This is a genomic window from Pseudomonas sp. RGM2987, assembly GCF_022952855.1.
Lineage (GTDB): Bacteria > Pseudomonadota > Gammaproteobacteria > Pseudomonadales > Pseudomonadaceae > Aquipseudomonas.
In genome coordinates, this window is sequence record NZ_JALJDX010000154.1 from 1 (window position 1) to 21,255 (window position 21,255).

Genomic DNA, 21,255 nt, shown 5'->3' on the forward strand with positions numbered 1-21,255 from the left:
CGATGAACTGAAGCAGGTCGCTGTCGAAAACATCGCAACTCGTTGAATCTCAAGGAGTTTTCCGTTTCGACTGCGCCGGAAGTGGGGCGAATTATAGACACCTGAAATCTGCCGTCAACCCTTAATTCTGTTTTTCTATCAGATAGCGACCGTGGGCTTAAATTCCTGCGGCTATATAGACGGAAGCGCTCCAGGTGAGCAATATATTGCTCAACTCAATCTGCCTTATCTGGACGACTCAGCGTAATGAATCCCCCACATCGCAGCCTGGCATCCTCGTTGTACCCGGTTGCCCTGCTGATAATAGCCATGGCCTCCATCCAGTCAGGCGCGTCCCTCGCCAAAAGCATGTTTCCCGTCGTAGGTCCGCAAGGCACCACGACCTTACGGCTGATATTTGCCAGCATGATCATGCTCATATTGTTGCGCCCCTGGCGCGCCAAGCTGACAGCCCAGTCCCTGCGCACCGTAATCGTTTACGGATTGGCACTAGGGGGCATGAACTTCCTCTTCTATATGTCACTGCGCACTGTTCCGCTGGGAATCGCGGTGGCGCTGGAGTTCACAGGGCCTCTGGCAGTCGCCATTTATGCTTCGCGCCGGGCAATCGATTTCGTGTGGATTGCCCTGGCCGTGATGGGACTGATTCTGTTGATTCCCACTGGTGCCACCAGCGCCAGCCTCGATCTGGTCGGGGCCGGCTATGCATTGGCTGCCGGCGTCTGTTGGGCACTGTACATTCTGTTCGGCCAGAAGGCCGGAGCGGACAATGGTGTCCAGACCGCAGCACTGGGAGTAATGATCGCCGCCCTGTTCGTCGCGCCTATCGGTATCGTCCATGCGGGGGCCGCGCTACTCACACCCAGCCTGATCCCTGTTGCGATCGGCGTCGCCATCCTGTCTACCGCCCTACCCTATACCCTGGAAATGATTGCCCTGACACGGATGCCAGCCCGTACCTTTGGAACCCTGATGAGTATCGAACCGGCAATCGGTGCTTTGTCGGGACTGGTGTTCCTTCAGGAGTACCTGTCATTCGCCCAATGGTCCGCCATCATCTGCATCATCCTCGCCTCGGTAGGCGCAACGCTGACCATGGGCAGCGCCGCGAAGCCGGCCGTCGCGGCAGATTGAAGCAGGATTTAACGAAGCTCTGGCATTTGTCGCGCATTTAGGCCATGTTTAGGTCGGTAACCCAATGGCACACATGGATTTTTCATACAGGACGTCATGAACGCTTCAAGCAAGAGCGAGCACAATCGTACGTGGACATGAGATCCACGACGGTTATAAGGATGGGAATGAAACGAATTTTGATACTGATCGCCGTACTTGCCGTCGCAGGCTGCGCGGCGACATCGAAAACCGAAGTCAAGCGCGGTAAAAAAGGTCTTCACATCAACTGCTCCGGCCTGTCCTCATCCTGGGACCAGTGCGCCGCCAGCGCCGCCAACTCATGCGCCCCCAAGGGCTACAAAGTCATTGCCAAATCCGGAGATGCCGTCGAGGAGCCAGGGGATTATCCCTTCGGGCTCAACCCGGCCGGCTACACCAGTCGCAGCATGATCGTCATCTGCAAATAAGCCACCTTAACCAAGCGGCTGTTCAGCCATTCGGCGACGGATCTCGTCGTGGTTGGATTTGAGCACGTCACGCTGGATCTCAGGCGTCACCAGCATCCGCGCAACGACCAACGCCCCGACGCACTGCGACAGGATGGTCCAAGCCAGGCTGTCGCTTCCCAATATCTGCGCCCACCCTTCATGCAGGCGACAGATCCAGGTTTGCGCCACTTCCCTCACTTGCTGATCCGAACGCGCGATTTCCGCTCCCAGCACGGGCAACGCACATCCTGCCTCAGGCTGCTCGACGTGACTCATGCTCAGGTATTGCCTGAGACAGCGCTCAAGCTTCGCCGAGTCCATGACGCCCTCGCCACTCAAGCGATCCAGGCTGTGGGCCAACTCCCGCTCGACAATGGCCTTGAATAATTCGTCCTTGGATGAAAAGTGGCTGTAGAACGCTCCGCCACTTAACCCGATCGCCTTCATCAGGCCGTCGACACCCACCGTGGAAAATCCCGATTTTTTCGCAGACACAGCACTGCTCGCCAGCAATTTTTCGCGGGTTTCCATTTTGTGATTGGCTGAATAACGCATAGTCCTGCCTCTGATTCGCTCACCTTGACGCTTGCCGGATCTTAGCATAACGTCCGTTTGGCAAACGATCGTTTACCAATGAGGCGAATCATGAATAACAAGAAGGTCGTACTGGTCGTGGGTGCCGGCGATGCCACCGGTGGAGCGATTGCCAAACGTTTCGCCCAGGAAGGTTTTATCGCCTGCGTGACCCGTCGCAGCGCCGACAAACTCCAGCCGCTGGTCGATAGCATCCGCGCCCAGGGCGGCGAAGCCCACGGATTCGCCTGCGATGCACGCAAAGAAGACGACGTCATCGCGCTGATCGAACAGATCGAAAGCCAGGTCGGGCCGATTGAAGCCTTCGTGTTCAACATCGGCGCCAACGTCCCCTGCAGCATCCTCGAAGAAACCGCACGTAAATATTTCAAGATCTGGGAGATGGCCTGCTTCTCGGGTTTTCTCAACGCCCGGGAAGTGGCCAAGCGCATGGTCAAGCGCCAGCGCGGGACGATTCTGTTTACCGGAGCGACAGCAGGATTACGCGGTGCATCCGGGTTCGCTGCATTCGCAGGCGCCAAGCACGGTATTCGTGCATTGGCCCAGAGTATGGCTCGCGAACTGGGGCCGATGAATATTCATGTCGGCCACGTCGTCGTGGACGGTGCCATCGACACCGACTTCATCCGCGACAACTTTCCGGAAAAATATGCAACCAAGGAAGAAGACGGCATCCTCAATCCCGAACACATTGCCGACAATTATTGGTACCTGCACAGCCAACCTCGTGACGCCTGGACCTTTGAACTGGACCTGCGTCCCTGGAACGAGCGCTGGTAAGCCCATCATCAAAACAATAAGAGAGCAGATGCCATGAGCAAATCAGTGGAGTTTTTCTTCGATCTCGGCAGTCCGACCACTTACCTGGCCTACACCCAGCTGCCCGGACTTTGCGCACAAACCAACAGTCAGCTGATCTACCGGCCAATGCTGCTAGGTGGGGTTTTCAAGGCGACTGGCAATGCGTCCCCGGCGACCATCCCCGCCAAAGGTCCTTACATGTTCAAGGACCTCAATCGCTTCGCCCAGCGCTACGGCGTTGCTTTCAGGTTCAACCCACACTTCCCCATCAATACGCTGACGCTGATGCGCGCGGTCACCGGCATGCAGTTGCGCCATCCTGAACGTTTCGAGGCTTTCATCGATTGCCTGTTCCGCGCCCTGTGGGTGGACGCGCGTAACCTCAATGATCCGGCGACAGTGGCGGCGGTGCTGAGCGAAAGCGGTTTCGACCCGGGATCGGTGCTGGCATTGACCGCCGACGAGCAAGTCAAGGAAGCCCTCAAGGCAGCCACAGAGCAAGCCATCAAGCGCGGGGTATTCGGCGCGCCGAGCATGTTCGTCGGCGATGAATTGTATTTCGGCCAGGACCGGCTGGACTTCGTCCGTGAAGCCCTGGCCTGATCCCTTTTGTCAGATGGCCGCTGTCCGCTGGTTCAGCCATTGCAGGGCGGCGCCGTCCAGCAACGGGCTCAGTCGACGCTGAACCTCGGCGTGATAGGCATTGAACCAGTCCTTTTCGTCTTGGGTCAGCAAAGAGGATTCCAGGCAGCGGGTGTCGATCGGGCATAGAGTCAGGGTTTCAAACTCGAGGAACTCGCCGAACTCGCTGCTGCCCGCCTCACGGTTCAATACCAGGTTCTCAATCCGCACGCCCCAGCGACCGGGACGATAGGTGCCCGGTTCGATGGAGGTGATCATGCCCGCTTGCATCGCGGTCTGCGGCGCAGCAGCAGCCTGATAGGCAATCACCTGCGGACCTTCGTGGACGTTGAGGAAATACCCTACACCGTGGCCGGTGCCATGTCCGTAATCCACTTGCTCAGCCCAGATCGGTGCGCGAGCGATAGCATCGAGCAACGGCGAGAGGATTCCCCGAGGGAATCGGGCCCGGGACAGGGCAATCACCCCTTTGAGCACGCGAGTGCAATCACGCTTCTGCTCGTCGGTAGGTGTTCCCACCGGCACCATGCGGGTAATGTCCGTGGTGCCGCCGAGGTACTGGCCGCCGGAATCGATCAGCAACAAGCCATCGCCTTCGATGACCGCATGGGCCTCTTCGGTGGCGTGGTAATGCGGCATTGCACCATTGGCATTGAATGCGGCGATGGTATTGAAGCTCAGGGACACAAAATCCGGCCGGCGCATGCGAGCGGCGGTCAGGTGTTCATCGATGGTCAGCTCGGTGATGCGCTCGCGGCCCCAGGCGCTTTCCAGCCAGGCGAAAAATTCACAAAGCGCTGCGCCGTCCTGCTCCATGGCGCGACGGATATGCTCGGCGTCGGCCAGGCTTTTGCGCGACTTGGCCAGCGTCGTCGGGTTAAGCCCTTCCACCAGCTTCACGCCACTGCCCAGGTTATCCAGCAAACCAACCGTGACCCGCGCCGGATCCACCAACAAGCTGGCACCGTCCGGCACCTGGCGTAACGCGGCGGCCGCTTCGTTGTAGTCGCGCAGGGTCACGCCGTCCTGTTGGAGAACGTCGCGCAGCGCAGCGTCCACCTTGTCCAGCGCCACGAACAACGTCGCCTGTTGTTGATTGATCAAGGCAAAGGAGACAAACACCGGGTTGAACGAAACGTCTGCACCACGCAAGTTGAACAGCCAGGCGATGTCATCCAGCGTGGCGATAAAATGCCAATCGGCGCCGCGCTCCTTGAGAACTTCGCGCAGTTTGGCGAGTTTTTCGGTCCGGTTGACGGTGGCCTGAGGCGCTTGATGCGCATAGACCGGCTGATCTGGCAGGCTCGGGCGATCAGTCCAGACTTCCTGGAGCAGATCGATGTCGGTACGCAACCGCGCGCCCCGCTCTTGCAGCTTGCCGCGCAGGGTTCGGGCCGAGGCCACGGCCATCACCGCACCATCGACCGCCACCACGCCACCCTCAGGGGTCTGTTCGGCGAGCCAGTCCAATGGACCGGGTTGGCCTGGAATGAGCTTGACCAGTTCAATGCCACTGCCTTCCAATTCCTTGGTGGCCTGCTCCCAATAACGACTGTCGGCCCAGACTCCAGCAAAGTCGCCGGTCACGATCAAGGTACCCACCGAGCCATGGAAACCCGACAGCCACTGCCGGCCTTGCCAATAGCCAGGCAAGTATTCCGACAAGTGTGGGTCGGCTGACGGCACCAGCAGCGCATGGATGCCCTCGCGACTCATCAGTTGGCGGATACGGGCCAGGCGTTGGGGAACCAGTCCATGGGTCAAAGGCTCGGTGCTCATCATTTCTCCTGCTATTTATAGTGCTGTGCGGTGCCGAGAACACTCGGCCTAGGAGGTAGTGGCCCAGAACGCCGGCGCAGTGGCACACGCCGCCTTGATCAAGCGCACCGCCTCATCGATATCCGGTTCAGTGGTAAAGCGGCCCAGACTCAAACGAATGGTCCGCCCCGCCGCTCGTGCGTCGAGCCCCAGGGCCAGCAATACATGCGACGGGGTGTTATGCGCCGAATTGCAAGCCGAAGTCGCGGAAAATGCAATCGAAGCGCCCAATGCCGCTGGGTTGAACTCACCTTCGTGAAACGTGAGGCTCAAGGTATGAGGAATTCGTCGGGTCGCACAACCATTTATACATACCCCGGGCAGTGCCAGCAGTGGCTGCAGCAAACGATTGCGTAACCGGTCGATTTTAGCGAATTCTTCATCGAAAGCCTGGGCGGCCAGTTCGAAGGCAGCGCCCATGGCCGCGATCTGGTGGGTCGCCAGGGTTCCGGAGCGCAAGCCGCCTTCATGGCCTCCGCCATGAATCTGCGCCGACAGTCGCGGCCGGGCTCGCTCGCCAACGTAAAGCGCCCCGATCCCCTTGGGGCCGTAGATCTTGTGGGCGGAAAAAGACATCAGGTCCACCGGCCACTGGGCCAGGTCGATCTTCACCTTTCCGGCGCCTTGGGCTGCATCCACATGGAACAGCGCACCGTGCCGGCGAACGATCTCACCGATGGCGACCACATCATTGACGGTGCCCAGCTCATTGTTTACCAGCATCAGCGACACCAGGAAGGTGTCTTCGCGCAGGGCCTCGCGAACCGCTTGCGGACTGATCAGTCCCTGGGCGTCCGGCGCCAGCCAGGTCACCGCAACACCACTGTCTTCGAGTTGCCGGGCCGTATCGAGAATCGCCTTGTGTTCGATCAGGCTGGTAATGACATGGCCGCCGGAGCCATTGCGCGCCTGGGCCACCCCTTTGAGGGCCAGGTTATTGGACTCGGTGGCGCCGGAGGTCCAGACGATTTCCCCCGCCTGGGCGCCGACCAATTGCGCCACCTGCTGGCGGGCGCGCTCCACCGAGCGTCGCGCCTCCTGGCCAAAGGCATGGGAGCTGGAGGCTGGGTTACCGAAATTGCCGTCAAAGCCCAGACACTCGACCATGACCTGGATGACCCGCTCATCCACCGGCGTGGTGGCGGCGTAGTCGAAATATAAAGGACGTTTATTCATGGGGGACACTCGCAGAGCCTGCTCCGGGACCAGGCGCCCTCGTTGAATTCGAGACTGGCATGACCTGATCAAAGACCTTAAAGAAGTCGAACTTCGTTTAAAAGTGCGTAGGAACGCTCCTGAACAGCGAGCTTAGCAGGCATCGCGTCGAAGCTCAGCCCTCACTTGATGCTTTCGAGCAACAACGGATACAACGAGGCGACCAGCAGTAACGCCATGCCCCAGTTGAACAAGCGCAGCCAGCGGCGATCACGCAGCAGGTTGCGCAACAGCGTGCCGCAGACGACCCAAAGGCTGACGCTTGGCAGGTTGATCAACGCGAACACCGCCGCGATCACCACCACATTGACGAAATAACCCTGGAGCGGCGTGTAGGTACTGATGGCACCGATGGCCATGATCCACGCCTTGGGATTGACCCACTGGAAGGCCGCCGCGCCCCAATAGCTGATCGGCGTATGGTCCCCGGGCTGGCTATCACCGACCGGGCCGGAGTGGGCGATTTTCCACGCCAGGTACAGCAAGTAAGCGGCGCCGATATAGCGCAGCGCGGTGTAGAGCAACGGGTAGGCCTGGAACACCGCGCCCAGGCCAAGGCCCACCGCCAGCACCAGGGAAAAGAACCCGCAGGTAATACCCAGCATATGCGGGATGGTGCGGTTGAAACCGAAATTCACCCCCGAGGCCAACAACATGGTGTTGTTCGGGCCAGGCGTAATCGAGGTCACCAGGGCAAACAGGGCGAAGCCCAGCAAAAGGTCGAGCGAGAGGTTCATGGCAGGGCAATCCATCGGGGCAGTCGGTCAAGTCACGACCCTACCCGACGTCCTGGCGCAAACCCATGGACAGTTAGGCAAAACTTCGAGCGGTACAGTCCCTCAGCTCGAACGGCCGGGTTGTGGAGCGGCCTGTTCGGCGCTCATCTCGCCACGATCGTCGAAACCGACGTTTTTCTCGGCAGTTCCGAGCAATTCGACCTTCTTGGCGTGGTATTCGTCGAACGACAGGCCCCGGCGGTTCAAGGCTTCCAGGGCCAGTTCGCGGGTTTCATCGGCGGTGTAGGGACGCAGTTCAGGGGAAGAACTGGCGCAGCCGCTCAAGACGGCAGCGGTCAACAACAGCAAAACAGCGAATATACGGTTCATGGCGGGTGTCCTCGGCTCTGAAGTGGGGCGATGAACAAAGGCTACCCGCCGGCCCCGCAGTGCAGAAATCAACCCTCTCAATAGTAGGTATTGCCTCGTTGGATCAGCCGTTGCGCTTAACAGACCAACTGGCAGTGCAAGGCATTGTCCGGGCTGCGCTCGATGTTGCGCAGCACTTGGAATGAGCCAAACGTCACGGCTTTGGCCCGGTGGACCTGAAGCAGTCGCCAGAAGTCCTGCTGGCCGTTTTCAAAGCTGCGTAACGCCGCTTCGCCCGACTCGCGGCTGTGCCATTGCAAGTAATTGAGTACCCGCCGTCCGTCCTCGCTGACCTGGATACTGGCGCTCAGGAAACCCTGGTGATCCCGGGCCAGGCGTTCGTTCTGCTCCGACAGGGCCGTGACCAACGCCTGTTGCCATTGGGGCTCGATGTCGAAGTCCATCAACTGGGTGAAGCTGCGATTGTTCCTAGGCGATTGCATGAAGAGTCCCCGATGCAAGTAGGACGGATCTTGCGATCCGAAAGCGTGCAGGGTAAAACCTCTAGTTAAGTCAAGGTCAAGCGGTGAATGCAGCGATGGCACAGATTGATGTTCACAAGGAGCTTACCGTTGGCCAAGTGGCCGCCCGCAGCGGCGTAGCGGTCACGGCGCTGCACTTTTACGAATCCAAGGGACTGATCAAAAGCACCCGCAACCAAGGCAACCAACGGCGTTATCCACGGGGCGTGTTGCGCCGGGTAGCGCTGATCAAGGTCGCCCAGCGCCTGGGCATTCCCTTGGCGGACATCGGCGAGGCGCTGAAAACCCTGCCGGACAACCGCGCCCCAACGGCCGCCAACTGGGCGAACTTGTCGACACAATGGAGCCGGGAGCTGGACGAGCGCATCAATCAGTTAATGGCCCTGCGCGATCGACTCAACGGTTGCATCGGCTGCGGATGCCTGTCGATGCAAGCGTGTCCGCTGCGCAACCAGGGCGACGTGCTGGGAGAACGCGGGCCTGGCGCTCATCTGCTGGACCCGCCGTAGGACGTTCGTCGGCGCGCGGACCGGTACAGGGCGACTGCCCTATAGTGGATGGACGCAAGTTGACGAAGACACCCTTCGCCACCCATAACAACAAGGAGAAACGTCATGGGCGTCAAAGCCATTCCCGAAGGTTTCCATAACATCACGCCCTATCTGGGCATTCAGAAGGCCGCCGAGGCCATCGACTTCTACAAAAAAGCCTTCAATGCCACCGAGGTCATGCGCCTGGCCATGCCCGATGGCGGCGTCGGGCACGCCGAGCTGCGAATCAACGGCTTCCCGATCATGCTCGGCACGCCGTGCGATCAAGGCCCGTTGAGCAACCCCGACACCTCGCCGTCGGTGGGCCTGCATTTATATGTCGAGGACGTTGACAGCGCCTACGCCCAGGCGATTGCAGCCGGCGGCACGGTCATCTCCGAGGTGAAGGACCAGTTTTATGGCGATCGCACCGGCACCCTGAAAGATCCCTATGGGCACGTGTGGTTCCTGGCGACACACAAGGAAGACCTGACCCAGGAACAGATCGAGCAGCGAGCCAGGGAAATGTTTCAGCAGGGCTAGCCTGACGACGAAGCCGTTGTGGCGAGGGAGCTTGCTCCCGCTGGGCTACGGAGCAGCCCCAATGGTTTCCATCGTCTGGGTTAAAAATCCAGGGCCGCTTCGCGCCCCAGCGGGAGCAAGCTCCCTCGCCACAAAAAAAACAATTGGTAAACGCGAAACATTTTCTTTCATCTTTCCCTTCGGGATTTTCACTTCTCGTTCGTCTTAATTAGATGCAGCAGGCCGCGTCGGCAAAAGCCACGGCCGGTTTTTCCAGGGTTCACGGTGTTGCGAAGCCCGTAATACGGAACCTTTCATCGAATCAAGACGCTCAATCATGTCGAAGAAGTCCCGCTCCAAACTCTGGTTCCTGGTTCATAGCTGGCTGGCGTTGCCCATCTGGTTTTTCGTGCTCATCGTGTGCGTCACCGGCACCCTCGCGGTCGTCAGCCAGGAGATCGTCTGGCTGGCCAACCCCGACATGCGCGCCAGCCAGCCGTCGGACGATGCGCCACTGCTCAGCTACGACCAGGTCATTGCCGCCATCAAACAAGCCCAGCCGCAAACCCAGGTGCAAAGTATTGTCCGTCCGGACGAGTCGCATTTTGCCCTGGAGGTCGGCGTGACCTACCCTGACGGCCGGCCCGACACGGTCTATGTCAATCCCTACAGCGGCGTCATCCAGGGCTCGGCGCCGACATTCAACTTCCAGGCCTTCACTCGCGCCCTGCATGGCTGGTGGTTGGTGCCGTTCACCAATGGCTACAGCTGGGGCTGGTACCTGGTGTCGTTCCTCGGACTGCCGCTGCTGGCGTCACTGATCACCGGGCTGGTGGTCTACAAGCGATTCTGGAAAGGCTTCCTGCGTCCTACCCTGCGGATTCGCCACGGTGCGCGGATCTTCTGGGGCGATTTCCATCGGCTCAGCGGCATCTGGTCGATCTGGTTCATCGCGGTCATCTCCATCACCGGAACCTGGTTCCTGATCCAGGCCTTGCTGGGCGATAACCAGATCTCCATCTCCAGCGAGCCAGTCATTCCAGTGGTCGCCCGCGAGAGCGTTCCCTTGTCGGCCAATGGCACTGCGCCACCCATCCTGAACCTGGACCGGGCCATCGATATTGCCCAGCAACGCATCCCGGGGTTGGAGGCGAGCTTCGTCAGCCTGCCCAGCAATGCCTACAGCCATCTGCAAATCGGCGGGCGCGGTTGGTACCCGCTGATGTTCCAGACCGCCACCATCAATCCCTACAACGGTGACGTGGCCGCTTCACGGCTGCTGTCGGACCGAACGGCACTGGAGTTCGTCACCGAATCCATGCGCCCGCTGCACACCGGGGATTTCGGCGGCCTGTGGATCAAGCTCATCTGGTTCTTCTTCGGTTTGCTCCTGAGCATGATGGTCCTCAGCGGTTTGCTGATCTGGACCAAGCGCACGGCGCTCGCCACCGCCAACGCCTTCAAGCGCAGCCAGAAACCCGTCCGTGAAACCCCGGTTGCACGGCCATTGCAGCCGTCCATCCAGCGCGAAACATCGGAGGGCAGCCTGTGATTCCTTCAAACACCACCTCGCCTCCGTCCCGCCTGGGCCAGTTCTGGCACAAATGGCGCTTTCACCTCAACGTGCTGCTGTTGTTGATCCCCCTGGGCTTCATGCCCAAGTATTTTTCCGAAGCGGCATTGTTTCGTGGCGATGCCGGGCTTGGGGAGCGCGAGATCGGCGAGGTCCAGGTGGGACCATGGAGCCTGCGCCTGGCCGAGTTTCGCAACGAAGCGCCACGCCTGGATGGTCCAGCCGGGTATATGAAGCACTTCAACGCCGCCCTGTGCCAACGCTGCATCGGTGAGGTCAAGGCGACCTACCTGCGCATCGGCAAGCCCCGCAGCCTGCGGACCGCCGGGGTGATTTTCTTTGGCTCGCCCTATCGCATGAGCGCTTTGCTGCCGGTGCCGCAAAAGACCCCGTCCGACGCCGACCTGTGGATAACCCTTGAAGGCTGGGACGGCTCGATGCACCAGGCTTCCATTCCCCTCAGTCAGGCCTCCCCGGCTACCGTCGACTGGCTGAATAACCAAGGAACCCGACCATGACCTCCCGCGCCTTCCTCAACAGCGTGGCACTGCTGCTCTGCGCCGGTTTCAGCACGAGCGCCCTGGCGCATAACCCGATGTGCCAATGCAAGGCCATCGATGCCGAGCAGATCCAATGCACCGGAGGGTTCTCCGACGGCAGCGGCGCGCCCGGCGTGACCCTGGACGTGATCGGCTATGACGAAACCATCCTGGTGCCCGGCAAGCTCGGCGCCGATTCGACCCTGACCTTCAAGAAACCCAACGCCGAATTCTACGTGCTCTTCGACGCCGGCCCCGGCCACGTGGTGGAAATCGACCAAGCCGACATCGAGGCCCCATGAACAGCCCCACCACCCAAGTCATCCGCCCCGCCGGTGCCGGTCATGAAACCCTATATGTATTGCTGCTGTGCCTGGTCATCGGGCTGGTGTCCGGGACCGTGGTGGCCTGGCACGGTAAAGCCGAAGACACCGCTCACCTGGCCTCGAACCAACTCGACGCGCGCCGCGATCTCAGCGCCGCCGAACAGGGCATCTATGCGGACCTGCGGGTGACCCTGGATGAAATCCGCCTGCTGCGCGCAGAGCAACAGTCCGTGCCCACCCCGCAAACCCTGGCTGACGAAGGCTTTGCCCCGTTCGCGCAGGATGCCAGTGCCATTAGTCGCGGCGGACACGCCTGGCAGCTGCTTCAGGAAAAGGCCTACTTCGGAGCGAGTGCAGAGCCGTCCGTTGCCGGTTCGTTTCTGATGCGCGTAAGCGAAACGTCCGACGCAGCGCCGGACATCTGGCTTAACCGTGGCACCTCCATCGCCGTCCCCAGCGCGCTGGACGACGCCGCGTTGTCTGCCGCCGGCTGGCAGCAAATCGTTGCGCAGTTCGATGCGGGCGTAACCCGCCAGCACCGCCACTGAACCCACGCCTTCATTCGAGAGAAGCCCCTGCGCCCATGTCTATTGCATCTCAACGCCGACCTTTACTGCGCCTGCTGCTGATCAGCCTCCTGGCCTGCCTGTTCACGGCCCAGGCCAGTGCCGAAACTGCCAAGCGCCTGCGCATCGGCATCACCCTGCATCCTTATTACAGCTACGTGGCGAATATCGTCGGTGACAAGGCCGAGGTGGTGCCGCTGATCCCGGCCGGTTTCAACCCCCATGCCTACGAGCCCCGGGCCGAAGACATCAAGCGCATCGGTGGGCTCGACGTGATCGTGCTCAACGGCGTGGGCCACGACGATTTCGCCGACCGCATGATCGCCGCCAGCGAAACCCCGAACGTGAAAGTCATCGAGGCCAACGAGAACGTGCCCTTGCTGGCCGCCACCGGCACTGCCGCCCGCGGCGCGGGCAAGGTCGTGAATCCACACACGTTCCTGTCGATCAGCGCCTCCATCGCCCAGGTCAACAACATCGCTCGCGAGCTGGGCAAGCTCGATCCGGATAACGCCAAGGTCTACACCCAGAACGCCCGCGCCTACGGCAAGCGCCTGCGGCAGATGCGCGCCGCCGCCCTGGCGAAACTGACCCAGGCGCCCAATGCCGAGCTGCGGGTGGCGACAGTGCATGCCGCTTACGACTATCTGTTGCGCGAGTTCGGCCTGGAGGTCACCGCCGTGGTGGAACCGGCCCACGGCATCGAACCGAGCCCCAGTCAGTTGAAGAAAACCATCGACCAACTGCGGGAGCTGGACGTGAAAGTGATCTTCTCGGAGATGGACTTTCCTTCTACCTACGTCGACACGATCCAGCGTGAATCGGGGGTGAAACTCTACCCGCTGTCACACATTTCCTACGGCGACTACAGCGCCGAAAAGTATGAAAAGGAGATGACCGGCAACCTCGACACCGTGGTCCGGGCGATCCAGGAGTCCGGCGCATGACCATCCAGCAAACCCTCACCCGGCAGGCCGCCGGGCCTTCGATCGAGTTTGCCGGCGTCAGCCTGACCCTGGGCCGCACCACCATTCTCGACAACGTGACGTTCCAGGTGGAGCCCGGCAGCATCCATGCACTGGTGGGCCCCAACGGCGGCGGCAAGAGTTCGTTGATCAAGACCCTGCTCGGTCAGATGCCGCACCAGGGGAAACTGAGCCTGCAATGGCCGGATGAACTCGGTGTCATCGGTTACGTGCCCCAGGCACTGGAGTTCGACCGGGGCCTGCCCATGACCGTGGATGATTTCATGGCGGCGATGTGTCAGCGGCGTCCGGCCTTTCTCGGCTTGAGCAAACACTATGCAGGTGCCATCGGCGCGGCCCTGGAGCGGGTCGGCATGCAGGACAAACGCAAGCGACGCATGGGCGCCCTGTCGGGTGGCGAGCGCCAACGCGTGCTGCTCGCCCAAGGCTTGATTCCGTCACCCCGATTGCTGGTGCTGGACGAACCGATGTCGGCGCTTGACGAGGCCGGCATCCAGGTGTTCGAGCGCCTGTTGCAGGATTGGCGCCAGGCCGGAATCAGCGTGCTGTGGATCGAACATGACCTGGAGGCCGTCGGGCGCCTGGCGGACCGTGTCACCGGCCTGAACCGCCGGGTGCTGTTCGACGGCCCGCCGCGCCAGACGTTGACCCCGGAGCGCTTGCTGTCGCTGTTCTCAACCCATCCACGGACGAACGGGAGCGTGGCCTGATGAGTTATGAAGCTTTTCGCTTGATGGTCCAGGGCTGGGCCTCGTCCGGTTACCTGCCCGAGGCGCTGGCCTATGGGTTCGTGGTCAACGCGCTGCTGGCCGGGCTGCTGATCGGCCCGGTACTGGGCGGCCTCGGCACGCTGGTGGTGGTCAAGCGCTTTGCGTTTTTCTCCGAGGCGGTGGGGCATGCGGCGCTGACCGGCGTGGCCATCGGCATCCTGCTGGGCGAACCCTATACCGGGCCGTACGGCAGCCTGTTCGGCTACTGCCTGCTGTTCGGAATCCTGCTCAATTACTTGCGCAACCGCACGGGCCTGGCACCGGATACGCTGATTGGCGTGTTTCTTTCGGTGTCCCTGGCCCTGGGCGCCAGTCTGCTGTTGATCCTGGCGGGCAAGATCAACGTGCACATCCTCGAGAACGTGCTGTTTGGCTCGGTGCTGACGGTCAATGGCAACGACCTGCTGGTGCTGGCCGTGGTGGGTTCGTTGGTGATGGCCCTGGCGTTGCCGCTGTACAACCGCATCATGCTCGCCAGCTTCAATCCGCAACTGGCGGCGGTGCGCGGCGTTGCGGTGAAAACCCTGGACTACCTGTTCGTGATCCTGGTGACGTTGATCACCGTGGCGGCGGTGAAGGTCATCGGCGCAATCCTGGTGGGTGCACTGCTGGTGATTCCGGCCGCGGCGGCGCGTCTGCTCAGCCAGTCGTTGAAAGGGTTTTTCTGGTGTTCGGTATTGATAGCCACCGTCAGCACTTTGTGCGGAATTCTCGCGCCGATCGTGTTCGACCTGCCGATCCCGTCCGGTGCCGCAATCATTCTGGTGGCCGGTATCGCCTTCGCCCTCGCCGCTATCGCTCGCGGGATCGTCCCCAGCCTCAAAGGGAATCTTGGATAAATGGTTTTTTCATTGCGACAACTGGCTTCGGTCGTGGCCCTGTGCGGCGTGCTGAGTGCCCCTTCATTCGCCGCCGATGGCAACCGCCCGGTGCGTCTGCTGGCCTCGCTGCCGGTCACCTATGGCTTGAGTGAAATCCTGCTCAAGGACACCGCCGTCAGCCTGGAACGGGCAGCACCGGCCAACCTGCCGGGCACCCGCCAGAGCGCCTATTTCAGCGGCCGCGGTGCGCCAGCCCTGGGCAAACTGGCCGCTGAGGCCGACGCGGTGATTGGCCTGCGCTCGCTGTGGCCGGACGACCCGCTGTACCCCATGGCCCGGCGCAGCAATATCCGCATCGTCGAAGTGGATGCCGCACGCCCGGTGGACGGCGCCCTGCCCGGCATCGCCCTACAACCGGGCATGGCCGACGGCCTGGCGAGCCAGCCGTGGATGGCCAGCCATAACCTGGGGCGCATGGCCGATGTTATTGCGGCCGACCTGGTGCGCCTGGCTCCGACGGCCAAGCCGAAGATCGAGGCCAACCTGGCGGCCCTCAAGCAACGCCTGCTCAAACTCAGCGCCGACAGCGAAAAGCAGCTTGCCGGCGCCGATAACCTGAGCGTCTTCAGCCTGAGCGAGCACTTGGGCTACTTGATCAGCGGGCTCAATCTGAACGGCATCAGCACCGATGCCCGGCCCGAGGCCGAATGGACCGCCGAAGCCCTCAAGCAACTGACCACCACCCTGAAAGACAACGACGTGGCGCTGGTGCTGCACCATCGGCAACCTTCGGAGGCAGTGAGGGCGGCCATCACCGAGGGCGGTAGCCGGTTGCTGGTGTTGAACACCGACAGCGCGGATCCGGTGGCGGAGTTGGAGGGGAATGTTGGGCGGGTCGTCGCGGCGCTTACTGGGGAACGATAGAAGCGCATAACCATAAATGTGGGAGCGAGCTTGCTCGCGAAGGCGATGTGTCAGCCAACATCAATGCCGAATGTGCGGGCCTCTTCGCGAGCAAGCTCGCTCCCACAGGGGACTGGGGCGAGGCTTGACTACAGCTCCAAGCCAGCGCCCACAGGATTAAAGGGGCCTCAGCTCAGGACATCCGCGGGCACTCGCACCACCCCTTCCATCAACACCCGCGCGCTACGGCTCATGATGGCTTTGTTCACGGTCCATTCGCCGTTGACCTGGCTGGCTTCGGCGCCGACCCGCAGGGTGCCGGACGGGTGGCCGAAGCGCACGGCGTTGCGCTCGGTGCCGCCGGCTGCCAGATTCACCAGGGTGCCGGAAATCGCCGCCGCCGTGCCGATCGCAACCGCGGCCGTGCCCATCATGGCGTGGTGCAGCTTGCCCATGGACAGCGCCCGCACCAGCAGGTCGACATCGCTCGCCGCTACAGCTTTGCCGCTGGATGAAACATAGTCCGCCGGCGGCGCGACAAACGCCACTTTCGGCGTGTGCTGGCGCTGGGCAGCTTCGTCCAGGTGTTTGATCAAGCCCATGCGCAACGCGCCGTGAGCGCGGAGGGTCTCGAACATCGCCAGCGCCTTGGGATCACCGTTGATGGCCCCTTGCAATTCGGTGCCGGTGTAGCCGATGTCCCGGGCATTGACGAAGATGGTCGGGATTCCCGCATTGATCAGCGTCGCCTTGAGCACGCCGACACCGGGCACGTCCAGGTCGTCCACCAGGTTGCCGGTGGGGAACATCGAACCGCCAGCGCCCTCCTCGTCAGCCGCCGGATCCAGAAACTCCAGCTGCACTTCGGCCGCCGGAAAGGTCACCCCGTCGAGTTCGAAATCACCGGTTTCCTGCACCGCACCGTCGGTAATCGGCACATGGGCGATGATGGTCTTGCCGATGTTCGCTTGCCAGATCCGCACCACGGCCACGCCGTTCTGCGGGATACGACTGGCATCCACCAGGCCGCTGCTGATGGCGAACGAACCCACCGCCGCCGACAGGTTGCCGCAGTTGCCACTCCAGTCCACGAACGGCTTGTCGATGGACACCTGGCCGAACAGGTAGTCGACGTCGTGGTCGGCCCGGGTGCTCTTGGACAGGATCACAGTCTTGCTGGTGCTGGACGTCGCGCCGCCCATGCCGTCGATCTGCTTCTCGTACGGATCGGGACTGCCGATCACCCGAAGCAACAAGGCATCACGCGCCGGACCGGGCACGCGAGCCGCTTCGGGCAGGTCCAGCAGGCTGAAGAACACGCCTTTGCTGGTGCCGCCACGCATATAAGTGGCGGGGATCTTGATTTGAGGCGAGTGAGCCATGGTGCTCTTACTCCTTGACGCAAAAGCAGGCGACCGAAGGATTCATTCATCCCTGGCCGCCTGACGGATTTAAACGGCTACCGCCGATTCGAGGAAGTCCTGGGCGAAACGCTGCAACACGCCGCCGGCTTCGTAGATCGACACTTCTTCGGCGGTGTCGAGGCGGCAGGTCACCGGCACTTCGACGCGCTCGCCGTTCTTGCGAGTGATGACCAAAGTCAGCGTCGCCCGAGGCGTACGTTCTCCGATCACGTCATAGATTTCGCTGCCGTCGATGCCCAGGGTCTTGCGATTGGTGCCGGGCAGGAACTCCAGCGGCAACACGCCCATGCCCACCAGGTTGGTGCGGTGGATACGCTCGAAACCTTCGGCGGCAATCGCTTCGACACCGGCCAGGCGTACGCCCTTGGCCGCCCAGTCGCGGGACGAACCCTGGCCGTAGTCGGCACCGGCGATGATGATCAGCGGTTGCTTGCGCTCCATGTAGGTTTCGATGGCCTCCCACATGCGCATGACCTTGCCTTCCGGCTCGACCCGCGCCAGCGAGCCCTGCTTGACCTTGCCGTTTTCCTGGACCATTTCGTTGAACAGTTTCGGGTTGGCAAAGGTCGCACGCTGGGCGGTCAGGTGGTCGCCCCGGTGGGTGGCGTAGGAGTTGAAGTCCTCTTCCGGCAGGCCCATTTTCGCCAAGTACTCACCGGCGGCGCTGTCGAGCATGATGGCGTTGGACGGCGACAAGTGGTCGGTGGTGATGTTGTCCGGCAGCACCGCCAGCGGGCGCATGCCCTTGAGCGGCCGCGCACCGGCCAATGCGCCTTCCCAGTAAGGCGGACGACGGATGTAGGTACTTTGCGGGCGCCACTCGTACAGCGGCGTGACTTTCGGCCCGGTGTCTTCCTGGATGGCGAACATCGGGATGTACACCTGGCGGAATTGCTCCGGTTTCACCGAAGCCTTGACCACGGCTTCGATTTCTTCGTCGCTCGGCCAGATGTCCTTGAGACGGATTTCCCGACCGTCCACCACGCCCAGCACATCCTTCTCGATGTCGAAGCGAATGGTCCCGGCAATGGCGTAGGCCACCACCAGCGGCGGCGAAGCGAGGAACGCCTGCTTAGCGTACGGGTGGATGCGTCCGTCGAAGTTGCGGTTACCTGACAGCACGGCAGTGGCGTACAGGTCGCGGTCGATGATTTCCTGCTGGATCACCGGGTCCAGCGCGCCGGACATACCGTTGCAGGTGGTGCAGGCAAACGCCACCACGCCGAAGCCCAGTTGCTCCAACTCGGTGGTCAGGCCGGCTTCATCCAGGTACAGCGCCACGGTTTTCGAACCCGGTGCCAGGGACGACTTGACCCACGGCTTGCGGGCCAGGCCCAGGCGATTGGCGTTGCGCGCCAAGAGGCCGGCGGCGATCACGTTGCGCGGATTGCTGGTGTTGGTGCAGCTGGTGATCGCGGCGATGATCACTGCGCCATCGGGCATTTGCCCCGGCACATCGTCCCACTGACCGGAGATCCCCTTGGCGGCCAGATCCGAAACCGCGACGCGGGCGTGCGGGTTGCTCGGGCCGGCCATGTTACGCACCACCGAGGACAGATCGAAGGTCAAGCCACGCTCGTACTGCGCGCCTTGAAGGCTGTCAGCCCACAGGCCGACCTGCTTGGCATAGGTTTCCACCAACTGCACCTGAGTATCTTCGCGGCCGGTGAGTTTCAGGTAGTCGATGGTTTGCTGGTCGATATGGAACATTGCTGCGGTGGCGCCGTATTCCGGGGCCATGTTGGAGATGGTCGCGCGGTCGCCCAGGGTCAGGGCGCGGGCGCCTTCGCCGAAGAACTCCAGCCAGGCACCGACGACTTTCTGCTTGCGCAGGAATTCGGTCAGCGCCAGCACCATGTCGGTGGCGGTGATGCCCGGTTGCAGCTTGCCAGTCAGTTCGACGCCGACGATTTCCGGCAGGCGCATCCACGACGCGCGACCGAGCATGACGCTTTCAGCTTCCAGGCCGCCAACGCCGATGGCGATCACGCCAAGGGCATCGACGTGGGGGGTATGGCTGTCGGTGCCGACGCAGGTGTCGGGGAATGCCACGCCGTCGCGTTGCTGGATCACCGGGGACATTTTTTCCAGGTTGATCTGGTGCATGATCCCATTGCCCGGCGGAATCACGTCGACGTTCTTGAAGGCTTTCTTGGTCCAGTTGATGAAGTGGAAACGGTCTTCGTTGCGCCGGTCTTCGATGGCGCGGTTCTTGGCGAACGCCTGGGGATCGAAACCGCCGCTTTCCACCGCCAACGAGTGGTCGACGATCAGTTGGGTCGGCACCACCGGGTTGACCTGGGCCGGATCGCCGCCCTGCTGGGCAATGGCGTCACGCAGGCCGGCCAGGTCCACCAGTGCGGTCTGGCCGAGGATGTCATGGCAGACCACCCGCGCTGGAAACCACGGGAAGTCCAGGTCACGCTTGCGCTCGATCAGTTGCAGCAGCGACTCGTTCAGCGTGGCCGGGTCGCAGCGACGCACCAGGTTCTCCGCCAGCACGCGGGAGGTGTACGGCAGGCCATCATAGGCACCAGGGCGGATGGCCTCCACGGCCCCGCGAACGTCGAAATAATCCAGCGAAGTGCCGGGCAGCGGTTTGCGAAATTCTGTGTTCATCGTCAGGACTCGGGTCACGGTGGTTTCAGAAGGGGCGGCGCAGCTATTGAAGTCAACTCGGTCTACTGTGGGAGCGGGCTTGCTCGCGAATGGGGTGTGTCAGCTGACATTAATGCCGCCTGACACGCCGCCTTCGCGAGCAAGCCCGCTCCCACAAGGGGATGCGGTTCCTTCAGTGACTACGCCGGGGCCCCTCCAGCTCAGCGTTGTTCGATTGCCACGAACTTGCGCTGTTCGACGCCGGTGTATTCGGCGCTCGGGCGGATGATGCGGTTGTTGGCGCGTTGTTCGAACACGTGGGCGGCCCAGCCGGTCAGGCGCGAGCAGACGAAGATCGGCGTGAACAGCTTGGTCGGGATGCCCATGAAGTGGTACGCCGAGGCATGGTAGAAGTCGGCGTTGGGGAACAGCTTCTTCTGCTCCCACATGGTCTTGTCGATGGCTTCGGAAACCGGGAACAGCACCGTGTCACCGACTTCATTGGCGAGCTTCTTCGACCAGCCCTTGATCACCTCGTTGCGCGGGTCGTTGTCCTTATAGATCGCGTGGCCGAAGCCCATGATCTTGTCCTTGCGCTCAAGCATGCCCAGGGTGCCCTTGATCGCCGCTTCCGGCGAGTCGAAGCGTTCGATCATTTCCATCGCCGCTTCGTTGGCGCCACCGTGCAACGGGCCACGCAGCGAACCGATGGCGGCGGTGATGCAGGAAAACAGGTCCGACAGGGTCGAGGCACAGACCCGGGCGGTGAAGGTCGAGGCGTTGAATTCGTGCTCGGCGTAGAGGATCAGCGACACGTTCATCACCTTGACGTGCAACTCGCTCGGTTTCTTGCCGTGCAGCAGGTGCAGGAAATGGCCGCCGATGGATGCTTCGTCGGTCACGCACTCGATGCGCTGCCCTTCGTGGCTGAAACGGTACCAGTAGCACATGATCGCCGGGAACGCGGCGAGCAGGCGGTCGGTCTTGTCGTGCTGCTGGGAAAAATCCTGCTCCGGTTCCAGGTTACCGAGGAACGAGCAGCCGGTGCGCATCACATCCATCGGGTGGGCGTCGGCGGGAATCCGTTCCAGCACTTCTTTCAGGGCCTGGGGCAGGTCGCGCAGCTGGCGCAGTTTGCCGGTGTAGGCATCCAACTGCGCCTGGGTCGGCAGTTCGCCGTACAGCAGCAGGTAAGCCACTTCTTCAAATTGCGCATCAGCCGCCAGATCGCGAACGTCGTAGCCGCGATAGGTCAGGCCGGCACCGGACTGGCCTACGGTGGACAATGCGGTTTGCCCGGCCACCTGGCCACGGAGCCCGGCGCCACTGAGTACTTTTGCTTCGGCCATTTGCTGTCTCCAGTTTTTGAATTTGTAGGGAATCGGCAAGTTGTAGG

Annotated in this window: 23 protein-coding genes; 14 read left to right on the plus strand and 9 right to left on the minus strand. The window is 61.7% G+C overall.

Annotated features, from left to right (window positions below):
• Nucleotides 1-246 precede the first annotated feature (246 nt).
• Entirely contained in the window at nt 247-1,134 is an 888-nt protein-coding gene (rhtA, locus tag RGM2987_RS06370; protein WP_245139268.1) for a threonine/homoserine exporter RhtA, read from the plus strand.
• Nucleotides 1,135-1,301: 167 nt separating this feature from the next.
• Nucleotides 1,302-1,583 carry a hypothetical protein gene (locus RGM2987_RS06375; RefSeq protein WP_014337379.1) on the plus strand — a complete coding sequence of 94 codons (282 nt, stop codon included), beginning with the start codon at nt 1,302-1,304 and terminating at the stop codon, nt 1,581-1,583.
• Nucleotides 1,584-1,589: 6 nt separating this feature from the next.
• Here the strand turns inward: RGM2987_RS06375 and RGM2987_RS06380 are convergent, their stop codons facing one another.
• Nucleotides 1,590-2,159 (minus strand): TetR/AcrR family transcriptional regulator, encoded by a 570-nt coding sequence (locus RGM2987_RS06380; RefSeq protein WP_245139269.1) that lies wholly within the window; start codon nt 2,157-2,159, stop codon nt 1,590-1,592.
• 90 nt (nt 2,160-2,249) lie between these two features.
• Here RGM2987_RS06380 and RGM2987_RS06385 point away from each other — a divergent pair, with 90 nt between their 5' ends.
• Together RGM2987_RS06385 and RGM2987_RS06390 are read left to right on the plus strand one after the other, a co-directional pair.
• Nucleotides 2,250-2,978, plus strand: a complete 729-nt coding sequence (locus RGM2987_RS06385; protein ID WP_245139270.1) for an SDR family oxidoreductase — start codon at nt 2,250-2,252, stop codon at nt 2,976-2,978.
• A 33-nt stretch (nt 2,979-3,011) separates the two neighbouring features.
• Nucleotides 3,012-3,602, plus strand: coding sequence for a 2-hydroxychromene-2-carboxylate isomerase (locus RGM2987_RS06390; RefSeq protein ID WP_245139271.1), 591 nt, complete (start codon nt 3,012-3,014; stop codon nt 3,600-3,602).
• Nucleotides 3,603-3,611: 9 nt separating this feature from the next.
• Here RGM2987_RS06390 and RGM2987_RS06395 read toward each other — a convergent pair whose 3' ends face one another.
• From RGM2987_RS06395 to RGM2987_RS06415, 5 genes are all read right to left on the minus strand, one after another.
• Complete coding sequence (locus tag RGM2987_RS06395) at nt 3,612-5,420, minus strand: aminopeptidase P family protein (protein ID WP_245139272.1); 1,809 nt, start codon at nt 5,418-5,420, stop codon at nt 3,612-3,614.
• Nucleotides 5,421-5,468: 48 nt separating this feature from the next.
• Nucleotides 5,469-6,635 carry an aminotransferase class V-fold PLP-dependent enzyme gene (locus RGM2987_RS06400; protein ID WP_245139273.1) on the minus strand — a complete coding sequence of 389 codons (1,167 nt, stop codon included), beginning with the start codon at nt 6,633-6,635 and terminating at the stop codon, nt 5,469-5,471.
• Nucleotides 6,636-6,796: 161 nt separating this feature from the next.
• Nucleotides 6,797-7,411, minus strand: coding sequence for a LysE family translocator (locus tag RGM2987_RS06405; protein ID WP_245139274.1), 615 nt, complete (start codon nt 7,409-7,411; stop codon nt 6,797-6,799).
• Nucleotides 7,412-7,513: 102 nt separating this feature from the next.
• Nucleotides 7,514-7,780, minus strand: coding sequence for a hypothetical protein (locus RGM2987_RS06410; protein ID WP_245139275.1), 267 nt, complete (start codon nt 7,778-7,780; stop codon nt 7,514-7,516).
• Nucleotides 7,781-7,896: 116 nt separating this feature from the next.
• Nucleotides 7,897-8,262 carry an antibiotic biosynthesis monooxygenase gene (locus RGM2987_RS06415; RefSeq protein ID WP_245139276.1) on the minus strand — a complete coding sequence of 122 codons (366 nt, stop codon included), beginning with the start codon at nt 8,260-8,262 and terminating at the stop codon, nt 7,897-7,899.
• A gap of 95 nt (nt 8,263-8,357) precedes the next feature.
• Here RGM2987_RS06415 and soxR point away from each other — a divergent pair, with 95 nt between their 5' ends.
• From soxR to RGM2987_RS06465, 10 genes are all read left to right on the plus strand, one after another.
• Nucleotides 8,358-8,810, plus strand: coding sequence for a redox-sensitive transcriptional activator SoxR (gene soxR / locus RGM2987_RS06420; RefSeq protein WP_245139277.1), 453 nt, complete (start codon nt 8,358-8,360; stop codon nt 8,808-8,810).
• A 105-nt stretch (nt 8,811-8,915) separates the two neighbouring features.
• Entirely contained in the window at nt 8,916-9,374 is a 459-nt protein-coding gene (locus RGM2987_RS06425; RefSeq protein WP_245139278.1) for a VOC family protein, read from the plus strand.
• Between the two features lie 316 nt (nt 9,375-9,690).
• Entirely contained in the window at nt 9,691-10,905 is a 1,215-nt protein-coding gene (locus RGM2987_RS06430; RefSeq protein WP_245139279.1) for a PepSY domain-containing protein, read from the plus strand.
• Complete coding sequence (locus tag RGM2987_RS06435) at nt 10,902-11,444, plus strand: thiamine pyrophosphate-binding protein (RefSeq protein ID WP_245139280.1); 543 nt, start codon at nt 10,902-10,904, stop codon at nt 11,442-11,444. The genes RGM2987_RS06430 and RGM2987_RS06435 overlap by 4 nt, the downstream gene beginning before the upstream one ends.
• On the plus strand, nt 11,441-11,767 hold the full coding sequence (locus RGM2987_RS06440) for a hypothetical protein (RefSeq protein ID WP_245139281.1): 327 nt from the start codon (nt 11,441-11,443) through the stop codon (nt 11,765-11,767). Before RGM2987_RS06435 ends, RGM2987_RS06440 begins: the two co-directional genes overlap by 4 nt.
• Nucleotides 11,764-12,339: a DUF6162 family protein gene (locus RGM2987_RS06445; RefSeq protein WP_245139282.1), complete on the plus strand. Its 576-nt coding sequence runs from the start codon at nt 11,764-11,766 to the stop codon at nt 12,337-12,339. Before RGM2987_RS06440 ends, RGM2987_RS06445 begins: the two co-directional genes overlap by 4 nt.
• Before the next feature lie 35 nt (nt 12,340-12,374).
• A complete protein-coding gene (locus RGM2987_RS06450) occupies nt 12,375-13,304 on the plus strand; it encodes a zinc ABC transporter substrate-binding protein (RefSeq protein ID WP_245139283.1) in 930 nt (309 codons plus the stop codon).
• Entirely contained in the window at nt 13,301-14,053 is a 753-nt protein-coding gene (locus tag RGM2987_RS06455) for a metal ABC transporter ATP-binding protein (RefSeq protein WP_245139284.1), read from the plus strand. The genes RGM2987_RS06450 and RGM2987_RS06455 overlap by 4 nt, the downstream gene beginning before the upstream one ends.
• Nucleotides 14,053-14,952 (plus strand): metal ABC transporter permease, encoded by a 900-nt coding sequence (locus RGM2987_RS06460; protein WP_245139285.1) that lies wholly within the window; start codon nt 14,053-14,055, stop codon nt 14,950-14,952. The genes RGM2987_RS06455 and RGM2987_RS06460 overlap by 1 nt, the downstream gene beginning before the upstream one ends.
• Nucleotides 14,953-15,858: a zinc ABC transporter substrate-binding protein gene (locus RGM2987_RS06465; protein ID WP_245139286.1), complete on the plus strand. Its 906-nt coding sequence runs from the start codon at nt 14,953-14,955 to the stop codon at nt 15,856-15,858.
• A 167-nt stretch (nt 15,859-16,025) separates the two neighbouring features.
• Here RGM2987_RS06465 and prpF read toward each other — a convergent pair whose 3' ends face one another.
• The 3 genes from prpF to prpC form a co-directional block, all read right to left on the minus strand.
• Nucleotides 16,026-17,219, minus strand: coding sequence for a 2-methylaconitate cis-trans isomerase PrpF (gene prpF / locus RGM2987_RS06470; protein WP_245139287.1), 1,194 nt, complete (start codon nt 17,217-17,219; stop codon nt 16,026-16,028).
• Between the two features lie 69 nt (nt 17,220-17,288).
• Entirely contained in the window at nt 17,289-19,880 is a 2,592-nt protein-coding gene (gene acnD / locus RGM2987_RS06475; RefSeq protein ID WP_245139288.1) for a Fe/S-dependent 2-methylisocitrate dehydratase AcnD, read from the minus strand.
• A 200-nt stretch (nt 19,881-20,080) separates the two neighbouring features.
• Entirely contained in the window at nt 20,081-21,208 is a 1,128-nt protein-coding gene (prpC, locus tag RGM2987_RS06480; RefSeq protein ID WP_245139289.1) for a 2-methylcitrate synthase, read from the minus strand.
• Nucleotides 21,209-21,255: the final 47 nt, after the last annotated feature.

Bases quoted from the DNA above. Each gene is read 5' to 3' on its own strand.
- rhtA (WP_245139268.1), top strand. From the start codon at position 247: ATGAATCCCCCACATCGCAGCCTGGCATCCTCGTTGTACCCGGTTGCC.
- RGM2987_RS06375 (WP_014337379.1), top strand. From the start codon at position 1,302: ATGAAACGAATTTTGATACTGATCGCCGTACTTGCCGTCGCAGGCTGC.
- RGM2987_RS06380 (WP_245139269.1), bottom strand. From the start codon at position 2,159: ATGCGTTATTCAGCCAATCACAAAATGGAAACCCGCGAAAAATTGCTG.
- RGM2987_RS06385 (WP_245139270.1), top strand. From the start codon at position 2,250: ATGAATAACAAGAAGGTCGTACTGGTCGTGGGTGCCGGCGATGCCACC.
- RGM2987_RS06390 (WP_245139271.1), top strand. From the start codon at position 3,012: ATGAGCAAATCAGTGGAGTTTTTCTTCGATCTCGGCAGTCCGACCACT.
- RGM2987_RS06395 (WP_245139272.1), bottom strand. From the start codon at position 5,420: ATGAGCACCGAGCCTTTGACCCATGGACTGGTTCCCCAACGCCTGGCC.
- RGM2987_RS06400 (WP_245139273.1), bottom strand. From the start codon at position 6,635: ATGAATAAACGTCCTTTATATTTCGACTACGCCGCCACCACGCCGGTG.
- RGM2987_RS06405 (WP_245139274.1), bottom strand. From the start codon at position 7,411: ATGAACCTCTCGCTCGACCTTTTGCTGGGCTTCGCCCTGTTTGCCCTG.
- RGM2987_RS06410 (WP_245139275.1), bottom strand. From the start codon at position 7,780: ATGAACCGTATATTCGCTGTTTTGCTGTTGTTGACCGCTGCCGTCTTG.
- RGM2987_RS06415 (WP_245139276.1), bottom strand. From the start codon at position 8,262: ATGCAATCGCCTAGGAACAATCGCAGCTTCACCCAGTTGATGGACTTC.
- soxR (WP_245139277.1), top strand. From the start codon at position 8,358: ATGGCACAGATTGATGTTCACAAGGAGCTTACCGTTGGCCAAGTGGCC.
- RGM2987_RS06425 (WP_245139278.1), top strand. From the start codon at position 8,916: ATGGGCGTCAAAGCCATTCCCGAAGGTTTCCATAACATCACGCCCTAT.
- RGM2987_RS06430 (WP_245139279.1), top strand. From the start codon at position 9,691: ATGTCGAAGAAGTCCCGCTCCAAACTCTGGTTCCTGGTTCATAGCTGG.
- RGM2987_RS06440 (WP_245139281.1), top strand. From the start codon at position 11,441: ATGACCTCCCGCGCCTTCCTCAACAGCGTGGCACTGCTGCTCTGCGCC.
- RGM2987_RS06445 (WP_245139282.1), top strand. From the start codon at position 11,764: ATGAACAGCCCCACCACCCAAGTCATCCGCCCCGCCGGTGCCGGTCAT.
- RGM2987_RS06450 (WP_245139283.1), top strand. From the start codon at position 12,375: ATGTCTATTGCATCTCAACGCCGACCTTTACTGCGCCTGCTGCTGATC.
- RGM2987_RS06455 (WP_245139284.1), top strand. From the start codon at position 13,301: ATGACCATCCAGCAAACCCTCACCCGGCAGGCCGCCGGGCCTTCGATC.
- RGM2987_RS06460 (WP_245139285.1), top strand. From the start codon at position 14,053: ATGAGTTATGAAGCTTTTCGCTTGATGGTCCAGGGCTGGGCCTCGTCC.
- RGM2987_RS06465 (WP_245139286.1), top strand. From the start codon at position 14,953: ATGGTTTTTTCATTGCGACAACTGGCTTCGGTCGTGGCCCTGTGCGGC.
- prpF (WP_245139287.1), bottom strand. From the start codon at position 17,219: ATGGCTCACTCGCCTCAAATCAAGATCCCCGCCACTTATATGCGTGGC.
- acnD (WP_245139288.1), bottom strand. From the start codon at position 19,880: ATGAACACAGAATTTCGCAAACCGCTGCCCGGCACTTCGCTGGATTAT.
- prpC (WP_245139289.1), bottom strand. From the start codon at position 21,208: ATGGCCGAAGCAAAAGTACTCAGTGGCGCCGGGCTCCGTGGCCAGGTG.